The sequence below is a fragment of the Niallia sp. Sow4_A1 genome, assembly GCF_052116745.1.
Taxonomy (GTDB): Bacteria; Bacillota; Bacilli; order Bacillales; family Cytobacillaceae; genus Niallia; species Niallia hominis.
Genome location: NZ_JBQKKM010000031.1, coordinates 1 through 24,080, shown reverse-complemented (window position 1 = coordinate 24,080; position 24,080 = coordinate 1). Strand labels below are relative to the sequence as shown.

The window sequence follows — 24,080 nt, the reverse complement described above, 5'->3', positions numbered from 1 at the left end:
GAGATAAATGGAAAAATTATTAGAAGTAAAGGATTTACAAGTCTCATTCCATACGTATGGAGGAGAAGTGCAGGCAGTTCGTGGAGTATCCTTTGACTTATATAAAGGAGAAACATTGGCAATTGTTGGTGAATCCGGATCAGGTAAGAGTGTTACTTCTCAAACATTAATGAAATTAATTCCTATGCCTCCAGGTCATATTAAAGGCGGACAAATTTTATTTAACGGAGAAGATATTGTTCAAAAAACGGATAAAGAGATGGAAAGCATCCGTGGAAAAGAAATGAGTATGATTTTCCAAGATCCAATGACATCCTTGAATCCGACAATGAGAATTGGAACGCAAATTATGGAAGTGCTGATTAAACATCAGCAAATGAATAAAGAAAAGGCGAAAAAGAAAGCAATAGAACTTTTAAGCTTAGTTGGAATAGCAAAACCCGAAAAAAGAGTGGACCAATATCCACATGAATTTTCAGGCGGAATGAGACAGCGTGCGATGATTGCCATTGCTTTAGCTGCCAATCCACATTTGCTAATTGCCGATGAACCAACAACAGCATTAGATGTTACCATTCAAGCGCAAATTTTAGACTTAATGAACGATTTGCAAGACAAAATGGATACAAGCATTATTTTCATTACCCATGACTTAGGGGTTGTTGCAAATGTGGCAGATCGTGTAGCTGTTATGTATGCAGGCCAAATTGTAGAGATGGGTACTGTAGATGAAATTTTTTATGATCCAAGACATCCCTATACTTGGGGACTTCTTGCGTCTATGCCAAGCTTAGATAATGATAACGAAGATGAGCTTGCAGCAATACCAGGGACACCGCCAGATTTAACAAACCCGCCAGTTGGAGATGCGTTTGCAGCTAGAAATCCATATGCATTAGCTATTGATTTCGAACAGGAACCACCATTATATCAAGTTTCAGAAACACATTTTGTAAAGTCATGGCTCTTACATCCAAATGCACCAGCAGTAGAACCACCTGCTTCTGTTAAAGAGAGAATGAGAAAGCTACCCTCTAACTTTGAAACACCAGTATTAGTAAAGGGGGAGAAATAAGTGGCTGAGAAGTTATTAGAAATTAAAAATCTTAAGCAATATTTTAATGTGGGCACTCCTAACTTAGTAAAAGCAGTGGATGATATAACCTTTGATATTTTCAAAGGAGAAACGCTTGGACTAGTAGGAGAATCAGGCTGCGGGAAATCTACGACTGGGAGAACAATCATTCGTCTATACGATGCAACCGGTGGTCAAGTTCTATTTAATGGAGAAGACGTGCATGGAAGAAAATCAAGAGCAGATTTAAAGAAATTTAATCGTAAAATGCAAATGATCTTCCAAGATCCATATGCTTCATTAAATCCACGAATGACTGTTGCAGATATTATTGCAGAAGGCATTGATATTCACGGATTAGCGAAGAACAGAAGTGAAAGAATGGAAAAGGTATACGATTTGCTTCATACAGTTGGATTAAATAAGGAGCATGCTAATCGTTATCCCCATGAATTCTCAGGTGGGCAGCGACAAAGAATCGGAATTGCTCGTGCTTTAGCTGTAGATCCTGATTTTATCATAGCTGATGAACCGATTTCTGCATTAGATGTTTCCATTCAAGCCCAAGTTGTTAATTTGATGAAGAAACTTCAAAAGGAAAAGGGATTAACGTATTTATTTATTGCCCATGATTTATCGATGGTTAAGTATATAAGTGACCGTATTGGAGTAATGTATTTTGGAAAATTAGTGGAGATTGCTTCAGCAGATGAGCTATATAATAATCCGATTCATCCATATACACAGTCCTTACTATCAGCAATTCCTCTTCCAGATCCAGAAACAGAGCGCACAAGAAAAAGAACTGTTTATGATCCTGCGATTCATCAATATCAAGATGGGGAAGAACTTAAAATGCGAGAAGTAAAGCCAGGTCATTTTGTTTATTGCTCTGAAAGTGAATATAAGAAATATAAAACGCAAGTAGCTAAATAATGATTTTAAAAAAGGCGACAATCTCAGAGATAATGAGGTGTCGCCTTTTTATACTAGCACGGTGGCAAAAGAGAAAAAACAGTAATAGCCTAAGTTTGTTTGAGTTGTTACAATAAAAGGAATACATAATTTATACCAAGATAGTGGATAATGGATACTGTACATAGATGGGAGTTATCGCCGTGAATAAAAAACTAATATCCTTCGGGTTAACTATATCTTTATTATTCCCTAATGTCGCTTTGGCTAAAGGGGAGAAGGTCATTCCTAAACAACCAGTAAAACAAATGGAAGTTATGATAAAACAATTGCCAGCTACTTTACCAAGATTGAAAACCAATTCCTTTACTTTTTCATACCCAGATGCGGTAAGAGGTATATATGTAAATGCCCACTCAATTGGTGGGAGCAAGTGGAACCAATTAATCAATTTAGTAAAAAATACGGATTTAAATGCAATGGTAATTGATTATAAAGAAGACCATGGAAATTTGACCTTTATGCCGGAAGAAAGCTCTCCTTATCAGAAAATTGGGAGTGATTCTATAAAGAACATGAAAGCATTATTGGAACAGCTTGAAAAAGAGAAAATTTATCCGATTGCACGCATTGTTGTTTTTAAAGATTCAGTGCTGGCAAAGGAAAAACCAGAATGGTCTTTTGTTCAAGGGGAAAAGGTTTGGACAAATGGAAGGGGAGAAGCTTTTGTGAACCCCTTTGAAAAAAAGGTCTGGGAATATAATGTCAATCTAGCATTGGAAGCGGCGAAAATGGGCTTCCAAGAGATACAGTTTGATTATGTTCGTTTTCCAGAAGGATTTGAAAATAAGGCAGATAAATTAACCTATACGAAGGGTGATTATGAGAAATTAAATGTAACAGAAGGGGAAAAAAGAGTAGAAGCTGTTACAGATTTTGTTGAATATGCGAAAGGAAAACTCGAACCATATGATGTAAAGGTTTCTGTTGATATATTTGGATACACAGCAACCTTAGATCAAGCACCAGGTATTGGGCAAAACTTTTCAAAAATAAGTAAACATGTTGATGTTATTTCATCGATGATTTATCCAAGCCATTGGTCTTCCTATTTTGGCATTGAAAAACCAGACCTCCATCCTTATGAACTTGTGAGCGAGTATATAAAAGTCGAAAAGCAAAAGTTAAATCAACTTGACAAACCGCCAATTTCAAGACCATGGCTCCAAGACTTCACAGCGACATGGCTTGGTAAAGATAATTATCAAGTATATGGACAAGAGGAGATTCAAAAGCAGATACAAGCCTTAAATGATCAAGGGGTTTCTGAGTTTTTATTATGGAATGCTGGAAATAATTATACAAAAAATGTTAACTATATACCGAATAACAAAGAAGAAAAAGGAGATTAATAAATGCATTGGTACGATAAACTTAATGAATATTTTCCTGTTGAAGAAATGAAATCGCAAGAACATATGGAAGCTTTGCTTAAGGATTTTCCAGAGTATTATCATAAGGATGAAGACAAATATCATGTGTTGATGTATGTGGAAGCGGAGGACTTTATTTTTATAGATTATTTATTTGTTTCTAATGAAGCCAGAGGGCAAGGTCTTGGACATCAATTAGTTGAGAAGCTAAAAAAGAAGGGGAAACCAATTATATTAGAAGTGGAACCTATAAATTATAAGGATAGTGATACAAAAAAGAGATTGAAATTTTATCAGCGTGAAGGATTTAAACATGCAAAAACGATTGGTTATAGACGGTTGTCATTAGCAACTAGAGAAGTAAATGCGATGGAAATTCTCTATTGGGCTCCAAATAATGAAGGAGAAGATGTCGTTTATCAGGCATTGGTAAAGACATATAATAAAATTCATACATATAAGGATGTCCATTTTTACGGGGAAGCTTATGAACCAGTTGAAAAAGTAGTGCAATTGAACGATGAGGAAGAACAAAAAAACATTTTTGACGAAATTTAATTAGCTTGCAAAGATAAAATCCCCTTGAGGAAGATAGGTTGAGGATGAACGATCTGTAAAGGTCGTATTTTCATTAAAACATTTTAATTGAGAATAGAAATAGGTTTAATGAAAAGAAATAAGGGGTATTAAAAAATAAGGTCATTTTTAAAACAAATATCCTAACAGATACCGTAAATTTTTGAAACTTTTTTTGTTTTCAAACGTCTATAATGATAAGCAACAAAATAAGAGAGGAATTCGTACAAGTATAACGAGTTTTTCTTACATAAAGGAGGAGAACACCAACAAACATTGCAAAGAATAGAAGCTTATAAACAGAAAAAAATCATACTTGTGGATAATTTTTTCAAAACATATACCATAAAGCAAATAATTAGTGTATAATAATTAATATAAATTACTTGATTGAATTAATTATAATTTAAGAATTTTCGAAAAAAGAATTCAAGTTATTTATAATTATAATGAATGTAGTTAATTACATGTCTAAATAAAGGGAGCGTGAATTTGTAAAATGGTAACATTATACACTTCACCAAGTTGTACATCCTGCAGAAAAGCAAAAGCATGGTTAGAGGAACATGAAATTGCTTATAAAGAAAGAAATATTTTCTCAGAGCCTCTTTCAATTGACGAGATAAAAGAAATTCTTCGCATGACAGAAGATGGAACCGATGAGATTATTTCAACAAGAAGCAAAACTTTTCAAAAACTAAATGTGAATTTAGAAACAATGCCGCTACAAGATTTATTTGGCATTATTCAAAATAATCCAGGGCTATTAAGACGCCCAATTATAATTGATGAAAAAAGGCTGCAGGTTGGGTATAACGAAGATGAAATTCGTCGATTCTTACCAAGAAAAGTTCGTACTTTCCAATTAAGAGAAGCTCAACGATTAGTTAACTAATTATAAGCAAGTATAAAAAGATCTGACTTTATAGGATGTGATTTTATCATCCTTTGGTCAGATTTTTATTTTTTATTTGGGAAATAGGCTCAATCCTATTAATAGGAAGAGAAGCGACGAACGAATGCTTTGTAAAAGTTTCAATGATTAGCTTAAACTGAAAATCAATATGTTTGGATAAAACGGATAGTTATTTGCTTTTTCTTTTTAGTTTGAAATAATTTCTATGAGGTAATACTACTAAATATAACGAAACAGGAATAAGGTATTAAAAAGAAATAAAACCTGAGGCTGAATGAAGCTGTGCTTATTTTAGAAAATTGAGAATTGTGAATGTTTTTTGAATGGGTATTTAATGGTTTTTTTCGATCCCAAGATATTTTAATTCCATTTATACAGCTTTTGTCATAAAATATAAGGTACAAGGTACAAGGTACAAGGTACAATACAAGGAAAATATAAATTTTTATTTCAGAACGATTTATTGTAAGGAATAAAACAAATCTGTATGGGGGTCTCTTGTCCCTTCCATCATAGTCTGAAGGGAGTGTTAGCGTATGGAAATTGAAAGAATTAATGATCATACAGTAAAGTTTTATATTTCGTATATTGATATAGAAGAACGTGGTTTTAAGCGTGAGGAGATTTGGTATAATCGGGAACGTAGTGAAGAACTATTTTGGGAAATGATGGATGAAGTGCATCAAGAAGAAGACTTCATGTTTGATGGACCATTATGGATTCAGGTTCAGGCATTAGAAAAAGGGTTGGAAATTCTCGTTACAAAAGCACAGCTTTCAAAAGATGGACAGAAGTTTGAAATTTCTATCCCTGAGGATAAGTTGAAGGATTTACCAGTAGATGAAAGATTTGAAGACTTGATGGATCAACACTTTACCATTAAAGATGGGGAAGAAGAATACGATGACAGTCTTGAATTTATACTAACATTTAAAGATTTTGAGGACATCATCTCCTTATCCAAACTACAGGGACTAGAAGGAATTGATACCAAACTTTATACCTATAATGATAAATACTACTTATTTGTACAGTTCCTTGACGAAGAAATACCAGAAGAGGAAGTAGAAAATGCATTAAGCATTTTATTAGAATATGCTCAAGAAGATTCCAAAATGACAATTCATGTTCTCCAAGAATACGGAAAAATAATTATTGAGAACGAAGTATTTATGGAGTTAAGAAAATACTTTCATTAAATAATAGGGATACAACAATAATATTTCGAAGTGAAGAAGAAACTCCACAATGTTCGGTTAGTGCCTTGCATTGTGGAGTTTTTTTGTATTTAGGCTAAAGAAACTCGGCGAAGGCATGTATAATTGTCATTCCTTTTGAATAGATATAGACACCTTTAAAAACTAGAAAGTAAGCTTCATTTTTCAAGTAGTCTTGCGTTCATAAATGTTCTTTTCAAAAGAGCAATTTAGCAGCTTTTAAAGCGAGTATTAAATTGACATTGTGGGTAAATATAAGGGAATAATAATGAATAGAGCTAAGCTTAATGTAAGTAAATGGGAGAATGGCGGTGTTTGCTATGAATCATACTGCTAGGTTAGGATTATTTTTTGTTGTTGCAGCTCTTTTTGTTTATGTGTTTAATTTATTTTTTTCTATTCGGGGAGGAATTTACGGGCAGTTAAGTTTAGTAATAAGTTTATCAGTGATTTTTATTGGATTTGTTATATTTTTTGAAAATAGACACCCAACACAAACACTAACATGGTTAATTGTTTTAGGAAGTTTTCCGATTATTGGTTTTGTCTTTTATTTATTCTTTGGCAGGAACTATCAGAAGGAAAGAGTTTATCGAAAAAAATACTTTTTGGATAAAGAAGCATTTCTTAAGATTGAGCAAGATATTGGTTCTAAATCAGAAGAGAAAAGAAAGATTCTAGACGGACATCAACGCAATTTATTTCACCTAGCTGAGAAGCTTGGAAATAGTCCAATCTCCTTTGGTACCTCAACACAGGTGTTAACAGATGGTGAGGAAACATTTTCTACTATTTTAGATGAACTGAAGCGAGCGAAACACCATATTCACATGGAATATTATATAGTAAGAGATGATGCAATCGGTTCTCAGATTAAGGACATATTAGTTGAAAAAGCAATGGCTGGGGTACAAGTTAGATTTTTATATGATGCAGTTGGATCTTGGAAGCTTTCTAAAAGGTTTTGCCTAGAAATGAAAGAGGCTGGCATTGAAGTAATTGCATTTGGGCCTGTTAAAATGCCTTTTTTTAATAGCAAATTTAATTTTAGAAATCATCGTAAAATTATTATTGTGGATGGAAATGTGGGCTTTGTTGGTGGGCTGAATATTGGGGATGAGTATTTAGGGAGAAATCCTTCAATTGGATATTGGAGAGACACTCATTTACTTGTGAAAGGTAATGCAGTAAGATCTTTGCAATTAATTTTTCTCCAAGATTGGTTCTACATGACTAGTCATAGTTTTTTAACAGAGGAATACTTAACACCTGTTTCTGAGGAAAATTCACATGGTGGAGTACAATTAATAGCCGGTGGTCCTGACAATGAATGGAGTGTTATTAAAAGTATATTTTTCAGTATGATTACGACTGCGAAAGTATCGATTTGGATTGCCACTCCATATTTTATTCCAGATGAGGACATTTTTTCTGCAATTAAAATAGCATCTCTAAGTGGAGTGGATGTTCGCATACTTGTACCTAGTAAACCAGATAAACGAATCGTTTTCCATGCTTCTCGTTCCTATTTTCCAGAATTATTAGAGTCAGGCGTAAGGATTTTTGAATACAATCGAGGATTTATGCATAGCAAAATTATTATTGTGGATGGAGAAATTGCCTCCATTGGGACTTGTAATATGGATATGAGGAGCTTTCATTTAAATTTTGAAGTAAGTGCTTTTTTATATAAAACAAGGAGTATAGAAAAACTAGTAAAAGATTATAAGGAAGACATCAAACACTCACTTGAATTAGAAGTGGCGAGCTTTAATAAAAGGCATTATGGGTATAGGATGCTTGAATCCACTTCTAGATTATTGTCGCCATTGTTATAAAGCAAGCCTTGCAACAGGGAAAACTATCTTTCTTGGACAAAGATAGTTTTTTTTTGCATTTTTTACATGAAAATTAATATTCTTGAAGGATTCGGAAGGACAAAAAAGAATAAGTATAGGAAAGAAATCAAAGGGAGGGATTTGTATTTGTTTACTGCCATGACCGAAAAAGGAAGCATTATTAATTTATTTACTATGAGAGACAAGGAAGAACTAAAAGCATGGAAAAATATTCCGACATATTGTCCAGAATGTAAAGGACGTGTCATTTTGAAGATGGGGACAAAAAAGATTACTCATTTTGCCCATGAAAGGAAAGACTGCTGTTCAGGTAACGGAGAGGCTGAGTCTTCCTACCATTTGCAAGGGAAGCTTCAATTATATCAAAAATTACTTCAAGTAAATCTTCAGCCAGAATTGGAACCATATTATCCAGAAATAAAGCAACGGGGAGATATCAGCTTTATCTTGCATCATAAAAAGTATGTAATTGAATTTCAGTGTGCTGTCATTTCTCCTCAATTAGTAAAAAAGCGTACAGATGGCTATCGAAAAATAAATATTCAGCCCATATGGATTATTGGCTTTAATCAAATAAAAAAATGGAATCCAATCAAATTGAAACTTACTGCTTTTATTTTTCAATTTCTCACTTTCTATCAGAGCCAGTATCTTCTACCAATATATTGCCCATTTAATAAGGTCTTTTATTTGCTTCACAATCCCATTCCAATCTCCGTCTCTCAAACTTTTATCTCTACTTCTTCCTATCCCTTAGTGAAATTAGAGAAAAGTCTCCCGAAAATTCCAAGCATGAATATCCATTATTCCTATTGGCGTGAGCTACTAAACCGCCAAAAAACAAAAGATTTACATTATCCTACTAAGACGAATGATCATTTTTTAAAAGAACTCTATGCCGGTGAATTACATCCTCATTTTTTACCACCCTTTATCGGAATCCCTGTGAAAGAAGGTTTCCTCTTTGAAACACCACCACTATTCTGGCAAGCATATATTTTTCTCGATAGCTTTTGTCTTAATGATGAAAAGAAAATTTATCCACTTCAAAAAGTTTATGATTTTTTTCAAAAAAGAATAAAGGCAGGACATATTAAAATAAGAGAGTTTCCTTTTCTAGAAAACATAGAATGGAAAACCGTCGTTAAGCATTATTTACAAATGCTTGTGAGTATCCAAGTTTTGGAAGAAGTAAAACCCAATTTCTTTCGACTTCTTCATCAGAAAAAAATAAATAATTATGAGAGACAAACACAAGAAGAAGTACTGTTTTATCAGCGATTAAAAAATATGATGATAAGCAATAAATGATAATGAAAAAGGAGAAATTACATATGATAATAGTATTGGTCAAATGCTTATAATCGGAATTAAACCGGAATTTTGTTACAATAAAGAAGGAATTAGTTTATAAAAAGAGAACTATGTACTATGGTTTATTTTCGAATTACGAAGGATAAGAGTGGAGGATTTAGTATGTCAACAGAAACAAGTGTTAAGAAATTACCATTACGCAATGAAATTCCAGTTGAGGACACTTGGAAATTAGAGGATATTTTTGCGACTGATGAAGAATGGGATAAAGAATTTGAAGAAGTAAAGAATTTATCACAAAAGGCAACAGAATATCAAGGCAAGCTGGCAGATAGCGCAGATGTTCTTTATGAAGCTTTGCAGTATCAAGACGAGCTTTTATCAAGGCTCGGAAAATTATATACATATGCACATATGCGGTATGACCAAGATACAACGAACAGTTACTATCAAGGGGTAGATGGCCGTATTAAAAGCTTATATGCCCAAGCTGCAAGTGCTCTTGCATATATGGTTCCAGAATTATTGTCTATTGATGAAAAAGTAATCAATGCTTTTTTAGAAGAAAAAGCAGAATTACAGCTATATAAAAAGGCGTTAGAAGAAGTTAACTTGCAACGTCCACATGTATTAAGTGCAGAACAGGAAGCATTGTTAGCACAAGCATCAGAAGTATTGGATTCTTCAAGCAATACATTTGGAATGCTTAATAACGCTGATTTAGAATTCCCAACCATTAAAGATGAGAATGGAGAAGAAGTAGAGGTTACTCATGGCCGTTATTCACGTTTTTTAGAGAGCGCAGATGAGCGAGTACGTCATGATGCTTTTATGGCCGTTTATGACACCTATGGAAAATTTAAAAATACGTTTGCTTCCACTTTAAGTGGAGAAGTAAAAAATCATACATTCAATGCAAAGATAAGAAATTATAGCTCACCAAGGCATGCTGCACTGGCTGCGAATAATATTCCTGAACAAGTGTATGAAAATTTAGTCGAAACGATAAATAAAAATTTACCATTATTGCATCGCTATGTGAAGCTTCGCAAAAAGGTTCTTGGAGTAGAAAAGCTTCATATGTATGATCTTTATACACCGTTAGTAAAGGATGTAAAGATGGAAATACCTTATGATGAAGCGAAGGAATTAGTAGTGAAAGGTTTGGCACCTCTAGGAGAAGAATATGCTTCAATCTTAAAAGAAGGCTTTGAAAATCGCTGGGTGGATGTCCATGAGAATAAAGGGAAGAGAAGTGGGGCCTATTCTTCAGGCGCATACGGAACAAATCCATATATTTTAATGAACTGGCAGGATAATGTGAATAATTTATTTACATTAGCTCATGAATTTGGCCATTCTGTGCATAGCTACTATACAAGAAAATCACAACCATATCCATATGGGAACTATTCCATCTTTGTCGCTGAAGTTGCTTCTACTTGTAATGAATCCTTGTTAAATGATTATTTGCTTAAAACGATTACGGATAAGCAAAAACGTTTATACTTGCTTAATTATTTCCTAGAAGGATTCAGAGGTACAGTATTCCGTCAAACGATGTTTGCTGAATTTGAACAACTAATTCATGAAAAGGCAAGTAATAATGAGCCATTAACTGCTGATTTATTGACAAAAGAGTACTACGCATTAAATCAGAAGTATTTTGGTGAAGAAGACATCGTAATTGATGAGGAAATTGGATTAGAATGGTCAAGAATACCGCATTTCTATTATAATTTCTATGTGTATCAATATGCGACTGGCTATAGTGCTGCAACGGCCTTAAGTAAACAAATTTTGGAGGAAGGAAAGCCTGCTGTTGAGCGATATATCGATTTTCTCAAGGCTGGAAGCTCCGATTATCCCATTGAGGTTCTTAAAAAAGCTGGGGTAGATATGACAAGCAAAACACCAATTGAAGAGGCTTGTAAGGTATTTGAAGAAAAATTAAATGAAATGGAAAGCTTATTGAATGAACTATAATAGTCTGTAGGATGGAAAAACGGGTAGGAGAGACAGCTCTTTTACTCGTTTTTTTGTTTATTTATTTTGTTTTCTAGAAAATCATTGATTAATAGATAAAAAATTACTTAGAACAAAGGGATAGGGCATGTGAATTTTAGGACTATCTATGTTTCAAAAGGTTTAGTTTAATATTTAATGTAATAAAATTGGCAGACCGTGATATTCTATAAAGTCATCAAAAAGCTAAGGAATAGTTGACTAAAGCAAAATCTGATTATACTTCTATTGGTAATAAATGGATTTTAGGTTATAAGGGATTCTATGATATGAAATACTCCATATTATTTGGAGGAGGTTTTGTTTAATTGTAGTTAGGGAAGAGAAATCTCTAAGAAGGGATGTTTGAGAATCGGAGGGGGTTAATTCTAAAAATTAATAGAAAGGGAGTTTTTTTATGAAGCCATATGTAAAGTTTTTTGGAATGGTTTTAACCTCAACAATTGTCATGTTTCTATTTAAATACTTGAGTACTTATAAAATGGACCATATTTTTTTTAGTGAAACAAGAGCGTATATGGCTTTGTTGATGGGAGCGACAATGGCGCTGATTATGCTAGTATTTATGGTTAAAATGTTAAAAAATCGGAAAGTAAATATAATGATTGCGATTGGAAGTGTAGTTGTCTTTTTTCTTTCCCTATACTTGTTGAGGAGCCAAACACTTGTTGACGATGTGGATTATATGGAAGCAATGATTCCCCATCATTCCATTGCCATTTTAACGAGTGAGCGTGCTCAAATAACTGATCCAAGAGTCCGAAGTCTTGCTGATGAAATTATAAGTAAGCAAATAGAAGAAATTAATGAAATGAAAAAATTAATGAAAGATTTAAAAGATGAATAATAAATTAAGAAGTATAGATTCCTGCAAATAGAGTTATTAAGCTAAGATATTGTAGGAGATACTGGAGCATAAAAGAATCTAGTCCCTCTTTTCCTAATGGATTTTTCATTTCTATCCTTTTTCAGGAAACGTGGAGGAGTTGTATTCTCAGAAAGGGCGGACGGGAAATGGCGATAATCTTTACAAAAACGTCTTTAATTTTGACGCTTTTGTGAACAAAGTATCGAGTGTATTGCGAAAATTGATTGACCTATGATAGTATATAGTTGTGAAGTTAATCACATACAAACTTATACCCCTTTGTTTGACCGTGAAAAATTTCTCCCATCCCCTTTGTTCGTAAAAAAATAAAAAAGGCCTTGCCTTGAGACAGCAAGTCCTTTTTTATTTTTTTAGGATTCCTTTTTATCTTTCCTATTTTGAAGCAAAATAAAAAAATAGACATGGCATCTGTTGTAGATATGCCATATCCCTTATTTACTAACCGATATATTTCCAAAACACCCCGTATTTAGCAGGTATTTGTTCTACTAGTTGTTGTAATTGCAATTTCTTCATTTCTTTTTCCACTTCTTGTATCGATTTATTATAAACAACAGATAATTCCTTGGACGCAACAAGTTTAAAACACTCTAAAAAGTTTTCGAGTGGTGGTGGCGCTGCTTTTTCTGGTTGAATTTGCAGCATTTCTTCGATGATTTGAACATATATCTCATAAGGATAATAACCTGTGACTTTAATTCCTTCTTCTTCAATATTTTCATTAAAGAAGACTAATGTCGGAATTTCATTTACTTCCATTTCTCTTGTGATTTTTAAATCACATTGAAATGCCTTCGCTGCACTATGTGAATGGATATCAGCTACAAACTCAATTACATCTATTCCCACGCTCTTGGCACAAGATTTAAGTACATCAAATGTGGCAATATTTTTTTTCTCCAAAAATAAAAGCTCTTGTAATTTTCGTAAGAATTTCATTCCCGATTTCCGGCCTTGCAATTCTGCCGCCTTTAGCGCAATGGAAGGTAAATGTGGCGAAATAATAGGATTATCAAACCATAAGGAACCATCACATGACATTCCAGAACGACTAGCTGTTTTTTCCCAAAATTCAGCAATGTTTGCATGCTTGCTTTTCTTACTACAATTTAAAGAAGATAATCTACCACTTAATACATGTTTAAGGGAGAAATATCGTCCATACTCAATTTGTAGTTTTTTCATAATAGGTTCAAGTGCCCAGCATTCAGGACAGAGTGGATCGATAAACATATAGATTTCAAGTGGTTTACTTTCTTGGCAATTATCATCAGCTGTTTTCGGCTTGGATATAGAGAAGTCTTTTTCCATCACGTGTTATCACCTTTTTTAGTTTCGATTTCCTCCGAATTGATCATATGTTTTGCTGTCAGCACGAGTCTTGAAAAAATCCCATCACGCAGTTCGCTATCTAGTTCTACTTCTTCCATGGCCTGATCCATGCAAGCTAACCATGCTTGTGCTCTCTTTTCTGTTATGGGAAAAGGTAGATGTCTCGCTCTAAGCATAGGATGACCATGTTCATTTGAATAAAGGGAAGGACCACCTAAAAATTGTGTAAGAAATTGTTTTTGTTTACGAGCTGTTTCTGTTAAATCCTTTGGGAAGATAGGAGCTAGGTCAGGATGTTGACCAACATGATTGTAGAATATATCTACAAGTTTATTTAATGTGGCTTCACCGATTTGATCATAAGGTGTCGACATTTTCTCGACCATATTTAAAACTCCTTTTTCGTTCTTTTATAACATTACTTTATTATATTGTAACAATCCACATTTCATTGTACAAATAAATAGCTTGTAAATAGATCGAGATAGAAATTATGCCATATATTGCTGTGTGACTTTGTTTACGTAATTCTGGGTTTCTTTGAACGGTGGAATACCACCATACTTATCAACATTAGCAGGCCCTGCATTATATGCAGCTAAAGCAAGTTCAACATCTCCGTTATATTTGTCTAACATTTGCTTTAAATACTTACTTCCGCCCATGATATTATCTATTGGGTTAAATACATTTTGTACACCTAATGATTTTGCAGTACTAGGCATTAGTTGCATTAATCCAGATGCTCCTGCATAGCTCGTAGCGTTTGGATTGAAGTTAGATTCCACTTTAATAACGGAGCTTATTAATTTTTCAGGTAGATTATATTTATCCGCAGCTACTTTAATCATTTCATCGTAATCGGTGGCAGATGACGATGAAGAAGAAAGCTTTGTTAAGTTCATTGGTAGAAGGGAAACATTACTAGTCACTCCTACAGGTAGGGAAGAAGTTCCTAGAGTATTGTTTTCAATAGAATTTGTTAAAGTTGATTCGGATGACAACATACTACTCAGAAAGTCTTGGAAAAGGGTGGATGCACTACTATTTGTAGTGTTCATAGAATTTAATCCTTGTAAAGCTTGGAGTTCAAGCATTACTTTAAATTGATCAATTTTCATTGCTTTCCTCCGTTGTTAAAATAAGGACTTTTATACAGTCATGCAAAATTTCGTTTAACAAAACGAAGATGGTTGGGACATAAGTATTGCCGTTAACGATAAGCACGACCATTTTCTGTTTTAGTCTAAAAAAATGTTTTCTTGAAGTCTGCTGTTATTACACGCAGCCTGAATACACTTCGCTCTCCATGGGGAAGGCGCCGAGCCACTTCCATAGAGTCTACGTGTATTCAGGCTGTTCCATTTTGCCAACTAATTATAAGCAAAATTTTCAAGATACAATCTTAAAAAACGCAATGGAACCATATATGAAGGTCCATTAAATGGTGTATTAATAAACTAAAATTTATTTTTGTTTGTATTTTTCTTCATAAAATCTGCGTACTTTATTTTTCGTTTTTCTAACGGGAATGTTTAAGCTGGATAATAGTTCTGTGAAATATATTTCTCCTTCTTCCCGATTACTTACTTCATATTCTAACTCATAATCTTCTTTTTTTAAATAAAAACTATGATCTAAAACTAGTAAACCATTTCCAATTGTTTTTTCTGCTCTAATAGTTCGGAGGCTTCCAAAATATAAAATGGAAGCAGGCTCGATGTTCATTTCTACCAATAGACGAGAAATTTTCTCATCGTTTATTTTCCCAGTTGCAAAAATTGCTTCGCTTTCTTCTTTGGAAAGAACTTTATTTGTTTCAAGAAGTCCATCTGGATGAGGCTGTTTTAATGTTAATTCATACCCGTCATTCTTTTTGCGAATTCTTAATGCAGAATGGTTAGCCTTTAAAGCAAAATCGCTTGTATCAAAATAATGATTTTCTTGCTCAAATAAATCGCCTTCTTGAATGTGAAAGTGAGTAAGAAGCAATTCATACTCTTTCTTTGTTAACATGTTTTTAAATTCAATTTCAATGTTTTGAGTTTGCGACATAAATAAATCCTTTCTAATGTAATCTTTTCTACTATTATAAGGTGAGATTAGAAAACAAGCTATTGTCAACTTCCATTTTGTTTCCGTTCCATTTTTTATTCCTTTTGTGTTAAATAAACAGCTACCTAGGCAGCTGTGCTTTTCTATTTGTCTAGCTCCAGGCACCCAGGGGCAGATGGGCTTCGCGTCCGTTCCCTACGATAAGTCAACATCGGCTCACTGTCGCTCACCGTGTTTCCTTTATCTCAGGAAAGGTCGCTCCATCCCACACGCCCCTAAACGGGTACCTTGCGCTTTTCTATTTGTCTAGCTCCAGGCACCCAGGGGCAGATGGGCTTCGCGCCCGTTCCCTACGATAAGTCAACATCGGCTCACTAACGTTCACCGTGTTTCCTTTATCTCAGGAAAGGTCGCTCCATCCCACACGCCCCTAAACGGGAACCCTGCGCTTTTCTATGATATTTCTTTTGGTTGTGGTAAAATAATGCATAGTTGGAGGGTGAATGATGAAACAAAAATGGAAGATTACAGAGAGTATTGTAAGAGAAAATGAACTGGTATTTCAATTGCAGGAGAATGCGAATTTAGAGAATACAATGGCAAGTGGTCAAATGCTGGTTGACTCTGATTCTCTTGCGTTTATATATTTACTTGAAAAAGAAAATGAATATGTTTATCTAGAAATTCCAGAAATGGTGTGGAAGGATTGTAAAGTGGCATTAGAAGCAAATAATGCATTCTTTATTAAGGCTTTAAATGGGGAATTATTGCTTGAGAATTTTAAAGAGGAATTGGAATATTTAATTGAAAATATTCGAGGAAATGGAAATTATGGAGAGGAAATGGAAAAAGCGGTTTCTTCCGTTTTCCAATAAAATTTGTTGATTAGTTTTTTGCAGGTACAACGGCACAGTGAATGGGATAAATTAGGTGCTAGCCTTCCTGTATAGAGAACAAGAATAAATTAACAGATTTTCTATAAGTGAAATACCTCGTCTCAAAAAGAAACCTTGGAAATGAGGTGTTATATATGAAACAGTGGGATCAATTTTTGGCTCCCTACAAACAGGCAGTGGATGAATTAAAGGTTAAACTAAAAGGAATGCGACGACAATTTGATCATGAAGAGGAGCATTCTCCAATCGAATTTGTAACAGGGCGCGTAAAGCCGATTGCAAGTATATTAGATAAGGCGAATGAAAAAGGAATTCCTTTAGACAAATTAGAAACGGAAATGCAAGATATTGCAGGACTTCGTATGATGTGTCCATTTGTTGACGATATTATAAGAGTAGTTGAACTATTAAGACAAAGAAATGATTTTGAAATTGTAGAAGAAAGAGATTACATATTACATAGTAAAGAAAGCGGCTATCGATCCTATCATGTGGTAATTGTCTATCCAGTACAAACCATTACTGGGGAAAAGAAGCTCCTAGTTGAGATCCAAATTCGTACCCTTGCGATGAACTTTTGGGCGACGATTGAACATTCACTGAATTATAAATATAAGGGCCAATTTCCCGAAGATATTAAAATGAGGTTGCAGGGAGCTGCAGAAGCAGCCTTTCGTTTAGATAAAGAAATGTCCTTAATCCGTGGAGAAATTCAAGAAGCACAAGCTTTCTTTAATCGAAAAAAAGAAAATGACAAGAATAGTTAGTATTTTTTTCTTAAGTTAAAACAATAGAAATAAAAATATATATTCTGCATTTCTAAACTGAGAAGAGGAGCTACTAAACAATGAAATTTGCCGTAACCTCAAAGGGTGATTCAAAATCCGAAAACTTAGTGCAAATAATCAAACAATACTTACTTGATTTTGAACTTCAATATGATGAAGAAGAGCCAGATATTGTTATCTCTGTAGGGGGAGATGGAACACTTCTTTATGCATTTCATCGCTACAGCAATCGTTTAGACAAAACAGCATTTGTTGGTATGCATACAGGTCATTTAGGATTCTACGCAGATTGGACTCCAGCTGAATTGGAAAAACTAGTGATTGCGATAGCGAAAACGCCTTATAACATCATTGAATATCCAATATTGGAAGTGGTTGTACGATATCAGAACGAAGAGAAGGAAACGAGATACTTAGCATTAAATGAATCAACGGTGAAAAGTATAGAAGGAACCTTTGTCATGGATGTGGAAATGAGCGGTAAGCATTTCGAGCGGTTTAGAGGAGATGGTCTTTGTGTCTCAACACCTTCTGGAAGTACTGCCTATAACAAAGCATTAGGTGGGGCAATTGTACATCCTTCCATTGAAGCCATTCAGCTGGCAGAAATGGCGTCCATTAATAATCGTGTTTTTAGAACGGTTGGCTCCCCATTGATTTTACCAAAACATCATACATGTGTTTTAAAGCCAGTTAATGAACCGAATTTTCAAATTTCGATTGATCATTTGAATCTATTACATAAAAAAGTACATTCGATTCAATATCGTGTAGCAGAAGAAAAAGTACGGTTTGCAAGATTTCGTTCGTTCCCATTTTGGAAACGAGTACATGATTCTTTCATTTCTGAATAAGAAATAGACAGGAGCGATAGTTTGAGCTTTTTGTTAGAGTGGGTTATACAGCATGAAGCAGGCATTACCATTAAAGAATTTTTGAAAACACAATGTATCTCAAAGGCAGCTTTAACAGATATAAAGTTTAAAGGTGGAAAAATCCTGGTAAACGATCAAGAAGAAAACGTTCGCTATTTTTTAAAAAGGGATGATCATTTAGTTGTTCTCTTTCCGCCTGAGTTGCCTAGTAGTGGATTAACACCAGAATCCATTCCTTTAAACATAATCTTTGAGGATGAGTATATTCTTATCGTGCAAAAAAATGCTAGGATGAATACGATCCCTTCAAGAGAGCATCCTACAGGCAGTTTGGCAAATGCCTTAGTTGATTACTATAAAAAGCAGGGCATTGAAGCAACAACTCATATTGTTACACGCTTAGATCGAGATACATCAGGATTAGTACTTATTGCGAAGCATCGCCATATTCATCATTTACTGAGTGAGCAACAAAAAACTGGAGATGTAAAAAGAAAATATATCGCTATTGCAGAAGGGGAAATTTCTCCCTTACGTGATATAATTAATGAGCCAATTGGCAGGTGCCAAGACAGTATAATTAAAAGAGAAGTTCGAGAAGATGGGCAAACAGCCATTACCCATTATCAAGTCTTATCACAGGATGTAGATTATTCTATAGTAGAATTAACACTTGAGACAGGAAGAACTCATCAAATACGAGTACATCTTTCTTATAAAGGACACCCACTTCATGGGGATGACTTATATGGTGGGAAAAGAATCGATATTGATCGGCAAGCATTACATTGTTTTTTTATTAAATTTACACATCCAGTTTCAAAACAAACAATGACTTTTACAATTGATCTCCCGGACGATATGAAAAGGTTGAAGCAAAAAATGACAAAGAGTTAAGGATCGAAGACAGATCTCTAACTCTTTATTAATTCACTCACCTATCCTTGTTTCCTACTACCTCTTCATCAAAAGTACGGAATTTCTCTGCAAAAAAAGGCATACTGGATGGGACAGATTCGCTAGTTAGTTCTGGATATTTTAGTGCTGTTAATTTTCCTCCAAATACTGCGCCTGTATCAATGTTATAGGTACGATGGATTTCTCTTACATTGCTTACTGGTGTATGACCATAAACAATGATGGATTTTCCTTTATAATATTTAGCCCAATCTCTTCTTACAGGTGAACCGTCTCCATGTACCTCGCCTGTGATATCCCCATACAGTACGAATGTTTTTACTTTATTATGATATTGGCCAATGTAATCCTCCCGAATGCCAGCATGAGCAATAACAAGCTTTTGATTGTCAAGCACATGATATAATGGTGCATTCTCATATAATTCTTTAAACATTTTTCTTATTCTTTCCTGTTCTCTTTTATTTAATTGCTTCCATTCTTCTACGGTTGTTTCTAGACCATGGGCAATTTTCACATTTCGTCCTAAGAAAAAACGATACAATTTATCGCAATGGTTTCCAGGTACGTAATAAGCCAAATCCTTTTTGAGTAATAAATAAACAGTTTCTATTACAGCTAAGGAAGCAGGGCCGCGATCTGTTAAATCTCCAACAAACGCTAGTTTTCTCCCTGCTGGATGCTGTGGATAATTCTGATCCCATCTATAACCTAATTTCTCTGTTAAAAGTTTAAACTCCTCATAGCACCCATGAATATCTCCAATGATATCAAGCTTCATAAAATCCCTCTCTCCTTTATTCTCTTTTTTACTATACCCAATTGCTTTAGAGAGCATTTTGTTAATTGTTTCTGCTTTTGGGGAAAGATAAAAGAATAAAAGTGTCATGTCTAAATAAAAGACAAATCGTTAATCTTTTGTTACTATAAAAATCATATTGAAATTTTTAGGCTGATTTTTAAAGGCAGTTTTCTAAAAGATTGTTGTTTTTTCAATAGGAAAAAAGAATAAGTTGGAAAAATAGAGTAGCCGTAATATACGTAGACTCCAGTGGGATTATCGAGAGAGACGCTATTAAGATTCTGCATGAGCATAACGAGGGCACTGAAAAAGTATAGTTTCTCCAAATTAATTAAGGGTTTATTTATTTGAAAGCGAATATTAAGTTGGTTTGGAGAGGCGACAGCTCGACTCCTATGGGAGCTGCGAGAAAGTCCGAGACCCTGCAGCAGGAACGTAGTAACGAAGCGGCTCGGCGCTCGCCCCATGGAAAGCAAGCTGTCGCCTCGGAAAACAAATGAAATACCCAAATTTAAAAGTCGGCCACCAACAATTATGATTAAATTGCAGTTACAAACTTAAACAGCCTTTTTAAAAGCTTATTGCTTTGACAAAGAAAAATAGTCAATTTTAAAAGAGAGGAGGAAGACAAGTGTCAGAGAAAAATTTAACGAATGAAGCACAGCGTAATGTAATTCTCCATTCTTTACAAAATGAAAACTTACAGGAATTTCGTAAAAATTTCCTTGAATTACATCCTTATGACCAAGCTTCATTTTTTAAGGAAATGGAGATAGAAGAGAGAACCAAAGTTTTTGAATACTTAGCTCCAAGTGAAATCGCAGAAATGTTTGAGAACTTAGAAATGGATGATTGGGAATATCAAGAGATTTTTGCTAAACTTATCCCTGATTATGTAGCAGACACTTTAGCAAATATGTCTGTAGATGATGCTGTAGATATATTAAATGTATTAGAAAAAGAGCAAGTAGAAAGCTATTTGGCAATAATGGAGCAACCAACTGCAACGAGCATTAAAGCACTTATGCATTATGAAGAGTCGACTGCTGGAAGTATTATGACAGTAGACTATATAAGTTTATCTGCAGAACAAACGGTAGAGACTGCTATGAATATTTTAAAAAGAGAGGCACCCAATGCAGAAACTATTTATTATATTTATGTAGTTAATGACCAAAAACAATTAGTTGGCGTGGTTTCTTTACGAAGTTTAATTGTTAGTGGGAATCAAACGCTTATCAAAGATATTATGAATGACAGAATCTATTCTGTCTCTGTAAGTGAGGATCAGGAAGAAGTAGCTAGAAAAATGCAAGACTATGACTTTTTAGCCTTACCTGTTATTGATTTTCAAAAAAGATTGCTTGGGATTATTACAATTGATGATATTGTCGATGTTATGCAAGAGGAAGCTTCAGAGGATTATTCAAAATTTGCTGCGGTTTCCAATATGGATTTTGTTGACCAGCATCCTTTCTCTGCAGCAAAAAAAAGGCTCCCATGGCTAATTATTTTATTATTTCTTGGCATGTTTACTGCAAGCCTTATTGGTCGATTTGAAGAAACACTCAATCAAGTAGCAATCCTTGCTGTATTTATTCCACTGATTGCCGGAATGGCTGGGAATACAGGAACGCAAGCTTTGGCAGTTGCTGTACGTGGGATAGCCACAGGAGATATTGGCAAGGAAAATAGCTGGAAGCTAATTGTAAGAGAAGCAGGGACTGGGCTCATTACTGGAACGATATGTGGCATACTGGTTACGATTGTGGTGTATGTATGGAAGGGTGATTTATTTCTCGGAATTCTAGTTGGAGTTTCAATCCTTGGAACACTGATAGTAGCAACGATTGCTGGTGCAATCATCCCTCTTATTATGCACAAATTTAATATAGACCCAGCTGTGGCCTCAGGTCCATTTATTACAACAATTAATGACATTATTAGTATTTTGATTTATTTTGGTATGGCAACTATGTTTATGAGTTATTTAACGAATTAGAGGAAAAAAGGAGGGATAGCGATGGAACACGGTGCTTCTTTCGCATCACTAGTTATCGTAGTTACGGTGGCTCTATTAACACCAATTATTTTGCAACGACTAAAATTGAATATTATTCCCGTAGTTGTGGCAGAAATTCTGATGGGTTTAATTATCGGGAAAAGTGGGTTTAACCTTGTAGAGCAAGATATGTGGCTAGAAACTCTATCGACTTTAGGGTTTATCTTTTTAATGTTTTTAAGTGGTTTAGAGATAGATTTTTCTGCTTTTTCAAGTAGAAAAAAAAGAGAGACATTGCCTAATGGGAAATTAGAGCCTAAATCATTTCAGACGGCAATGATTATTTTTGTGGCAATTCTCCTTCTATCAATCGGATTAAGTTTCTTATTTGTACTAGCTGGATTTGTTGATAGTGCATTCTTAATGACCATTATTATCGCAACTATTTCTTTAGGAGTAGTAGTTCCAACTTTAAAAGAAGCAAACATCATGAAGTCCGTTATTGGGCAAATTATTTTGCTTGTAGCAGTAATTGCTGATTTAGTCACAATGATTTTACTTGCTGTATTTGCTTCTATTCATGAAACAGGAGGGAATACTTGGCTATTATTAATTCTTTTTATAGCAGGTTTAATTCTTTACTTTGTTGGTAGAAAAATAAAAAATAATAAATTTATGGACACTCTTTCTAGAGGAACAGTACAAATAGGCACAAGAGCAGTATTTGCACTAATCATCTTTCTTGTCGCTTTATCAGAATCTGTTGGAGCAGAACATATTTTAGGTGCTTTCTTAGCAGGAGTACTTGTGTCCCTATTATCACCAAATGAAGAATTGGTTCACCAGTTAGATTCATTTGGTTATGGATTTTTAATACCTATTTTCTTTGTGATGATTGGTGTTGAAATGGATATCTGGTCGTTATTTACATATCCTAAACTATTATTATTTATTCCTTTACTATTAATGGCTTTATTAGTAAGTAAGCTGTTACCAGTCTACTATTTAAAAAAATGGTATGATACAAAAACGATTGTGGCTTCTGGATTTTTATTAACATCTACTTTGTCACTCGTTATAGCTGCATCTACAATTGGAGAACGTTTAAATATAATAACACCTCAAATGAGTGGAATCTTTATTTTGGTTGCCATTATATCTTGCATTATTTCGCCGATTTTGTTCAAGAAAATGTTCCCGAAAGATGTAGCACAAGAAAAAGTGATAAATGTTTCTATTATTGGAGTAAATCAAGTTACTATGCAAGTTTACCAAGAGTTGAAATCATCTCTTTATGATGTAACTTTCTATCATAAAAAACAAGAAAAGCAAGATTTTCAAATTGCAGACTCTTTATTTGAAATCATTGAATTGAACAATTATTCAGAGGAGATTCTACGACAAACAGATATTTGCTCAGCAGATATAGTTGTGATTTCGACAGGAGATTCCTTCTTAAATGCTGAAATGAGTCTCTTGATTAAAAGAGCAGGGGTAGATCGAGTGATTTGTCGTGTGGAAAATATGGAGATGGAGGAGGAATTACGCAGAGAAGATATAGAAGTATTTTCTATGTTGACATCTACGAAAGCATTATTAACTGCATTAATTCAGTCTCCAAATATATTTGCACTACTTGGAAATACAGAGACATCCCTACATGAAATAATATTAAGAAACAAAGAATTTGAAGGAATGTCTTTGAGATCATTCCCGTTTACTGGAGATGTCATTTTCGTCCGAATCTTTAGAGGATCTGATTTTGTCATCCCTCATGGAGATACAGAGTTACAACTTAATGACCATCTACTTGTAACTGGATCACATGAATATGTAACAGAATTAAAGAGACAGTTGGAATTTAAATTTTAATTAAGTATCGTTAGGTTATTATAGGCGGGTAAATTATTTAATAATTTTTGCAGTATGAGAAAGGCTTGAAAGGTAAAGGAAAGACGACGGTGTCAGTGCCCATTTCAGCAAAAAGAAGGACAAAAGGGTAACAGAGAAAGCGCCTCTAAGCCCTTTTTAGTAAAAAGAAGGACAAAAGGGTAACAGAGAAAGCGCCTCTAAGCCCTTTTTAGCAAAAAGAAGGACGAAAGGGTAACAGAGAAAGCGTCTCTAAGCCCTTTTTAGCAAAAAGAAGGACGAAAGGGTAACAGAGAAAACGTCTCTAAGCCCTTTTTAGTAAAA

At 34.4% G+C, this 24,080-nt stretch carries 21 protein-coding genes; 16 read left to right on the top strand and 5 right to left on the bottom strand.

Going from position 1 to position 24,080, the window contains the following annotated elements; genetic code table 11:
* Positions 1–7: 7 nt before the first annotated feature.
* From ACTQ5K_RS16460 to ACTQ5K_RS16415, 10 genes are all read left to right on the top strand, one after another.
* Positions 8–1,075, top strand: a complete 1,068-nt coding sequence (locus ACTQ5K_RS16460) for an ABC transporter ATP-binding protein (RefSeq protein ID WP_031538216.1) — start codon at positions 8–10, stop codon at positions 1,073–1,075.
* Positions 1,076–2,011 (top strand): ABC transporter ATP-binding protein, encoded by a 936-nt coding sequence (locus tag ACTQ5K_RS16455; protein ID WP_031538217.1) that lies wholly within the window; start codon positions 1,076–1,078, stop codon positions 2,009–2,011.
* 167 nt (positions 2,012–2,178) lie between these two features.
* Positions 2,179–3,402, top strand: coding sequence for a putative glycoside hydrolase (locus tag ACTQ5K_RS16450; protein WP_035416518.1), 1,224 nt, complete (start codon positions 2,179–2,181; stop codon positions 3,400–3,402).
* Between the two features lie 3 nt (positions 3,403–3,405).
* The gene (locus ACTQ5K_RS16445; RefSeq protein WP_031538219.1) at positions 3,406–3,981 is read left to right on the top strand and encodes a GNAT family N-acetyltransferase; all 576 of its coding nucleotides are present in this window, start codon (positions 3,406–3,408) and stop codon (positions 3,979–3,981) included.
* Positions 3,982–4,498: 517 nt separating this feature from the next.
* Positions 4,499–4,894 (top strand): transcriptional regulator SpxA, encoded by a 396-nt coding sequence (gene spxA / locus ACTQ5K_RS16440; protein WP_031538220.1) that lies wholly within the window; start codon positions 4,499–4,501, stop codon positions 4,892–4,894.
* 557 nt (positions 4,895–5,451) lie between these two features.
* Positions 5,452–6,114 carry an adaptor protein MecA gene (gene mecA / locus ACTQ5K_RS16435; protein ID WP_031539974.1) on the top strand — a complete coding sequence of 221 codons (663 nt, stop codon included), beginning with the start codon at positions 5,452–5,454 and terminating at the stop codon, positions 6,112–6,114.
* A 338-nt stretch (positions 6,115–6,452) separates the two neighbouring features.
* Complete coding sequence (cls, locus tag ACTQ5K_RS16430; protein WP_031539975.1) at positions 6,453–7,970, top strand: cardiolipin synthase; 1,518 nt, start codon at positions 6,453–6,455, stop codon at positions 7,968–7,970.
* Positions 7,971–8,117: 147 nt separating this feature from the next.
* Positions 8,118–9,302 (top strand): competence protein CoiA, encoded by a 1,185-nt coding sequence (locus ACTQ5K_RS16425; RefSeq protein WP_284561064.1) that lies wholly within the window; start codon positions 8,118–8,120, stop codon positions 9,300–9,302.
* A 165-nt stretch (positions 9,303–9,467) separates the two neighbouring features.
* The gene (gene pepF / locus ACTQ5K_RS16420) at positions 9,468–11,291 is read left to right on the top strand and encodes an oligoendopeptidase F (RefSeq protein WP_031539978.1); all 1,824 of its coding nucleotides are present in this window, start codon (positions 9,468–9,470) and stop codon (positions 11,289–11,291) included.
* Positions 11,292–11,727: 436 nt separating this feature from the next.
* Positions 11,728–12,177: a DUF305 domain-containing protein gene (locus ACTQ5K_RS16415; protein WP_349204102.1), complete on the top strand. Its 450-nt coding sequence runs from the start codon at positions 11,728–11,730 to the stop codon at positions 12,175–12,177.
* A gap of 480 nt (positions 12,178–12,657) precedes the next feature.
* Here the strand turns inward: ACTQ5K_RS16415 and ACTQ5K_RS16410 are convergent, their stop codons facing one another.
* The 4 genes from ACTQ5K_RS16410 to ACTQ5K_RS16395 form a co-directional block, all read right to left on the bottom strand.
* Positions 12,658–13,530: a ClpXP adapter SpxH family protein gene (locus ACTQ5K_RS16410; RefSeq protein WP_031539983.1), complete on the bottom strand. Its 873-nt coding sequence runs from the start codon at positions 13,528–13,530 to the stop codon at positions 12,658–12,660.
* The gene (locus ACTQ5K_RS16405; protein WP_031539984.1) at positions 13,530–13,937 is read right to left on the bottom strand and encodes a globin domain-containing protein; all 408 of its coding nucleotides are present in this window, start codon (positions 13,935–13,937) and stop codon (positions 13,530–13,532) included. The genes ACTQ5K_RS16410 and ACTQ5K_RS16405 overlap by 1 nt, the downstream gene beginning before the upstream one ends.
* 105 nt (positions 13,938–14,042) lie before the next feature.
* Positions 14,043–14,672, bottom strand: a complete 630-nt coding sequence (locus ACTQ5K_RS16400) for a lytic transglycosylase domain-containing protein (protein ID WP_031539986.1) — start codon at positions 14,670–14,672, stop codon at positions 14,043–14,045.
* A 346-nt stretch (positions 14,673–15,018) separates the two neighbouring features.
* Entirely contained in the window at positions 15,019–15,606 is a 588-nt protein-coding gene (locus tag ACTQ5K_RS16395) for a CYTH domain-containing protein (protein WP_349204101.1), read from the bottom strand.
* 506 nt (positions 15,607–16,112) lie between these two features.
* On the opposite strand from ACTQ5K_RS16395, the gene ACTQ5K_RS16390 reads away from it, so the two are divergent.
* The 4 genes from ACTQ5K_RS16390 to ACTQ5K_RS16375 all read left to right on the top strand — a co-directional run bounded on the left by ACTQ5K_RS16390 (position 16,113) and on the right by ACTQ5K_RS16375 (position 19,062).
* A complete protein-coding gene (locus ACTQ5K_RS16390; RefSeq protein WP_235251662.1) occupies positions 16,113–16,481 on the top strand; it encodes a hypothetical protein in 369 nt (122 codons plus the stop codon).
* A gap of 155 nt (positions 16,482–16,636) precedes the next feature.
* The gene (locus tag ACTQ5K_RS16385; protein ID WP_031540164.1) at positions 16,637–17,269 is read left to right on the top strand and encodes a GTP pyrophosphokinase; all 633 of its coding nucleotides are present in this window, start codon (positions 16,637–16,639) and stop codon (positions 17,267–17,269) included.
* A gap of 80 nt (positions 17,270–17,349) precedes the next feature.
* Positions 17,350–18,144 (top strand): NAD kinase, encoded by a 795-nt coding sequence (locus tag ACTQ5K_RS16380; RefSeq protein ID WP_031540163.1) that lies wholly within the window; start codon positions 17,350–17,352, stop codon positions 18,142–18,144.
* Positions 18,145–18,165: 21 nt separating this feature from the next.
* Positions 18,166–19,062 (top strand): RluA family pseudouridine synthase, encoded by an 897-nt coding sequence (locus tag ACTQ5K_RS16375; protein ID WP_031540161.1) that lies wholly within the window; start codon positions 18,166–18,168, stop codon positions 19,060–19,062.
* 37 nt (positions 19,063–19,099) lie between these two features.
* Here ACTQ5K_RS16375 and prpE read toward each other — a convergent pair whose 3' ends face one another.
* On the bottom strand, positions 19,100–19,864 hold the full coding sequence (gene prpE / locus ACTQ5K_RS16370; RefSeq protein ID WP_235251661.1) for a bis(5'-nucleosyl)-tetraphosphatase PrpE: 765 nt from the start codon (positions 19,862–19,864) through the stop codon (positions 19,100–19,102).
* A gap of 652 nt (positions 19,865–20,516) precedes the next feature.
* On the opposite strand from prpE, the gene mgtE reads away from it, so the two are divergent.
* Together mgtE and ACTQ5K_RS16360 are read left to right on the top strand one after the other, a co-directional pair.
* Positions 20,517–21,887, top strand: a complete 1,371-nt coding sequence (mgtE, locus tag ACTQ5K_RS16365) for a magnesium transporter (protein ID WP_031540159.1) — start codon at positions 20,517–20,519, stop codon at positions 21,885–21,887.
* Positions 21,888–21,908: 21 nt separating this feature from the next.
* Positions 21,909–23,759 carry a monovalent cation:proton antiporter family protein gene (locus ACTQ5K_RS16360; protein ID WP_251628607.1) on the top strand — a complete coding sequence of 617 codons (1,851 nt, stop codon included), beginning with the start codon at positions 21,909–21,911 and terminating at the stop codon, positions 23,757–23,759.
* Positions 23,760–24,080 lie beyond the last annotated feature (321 nt).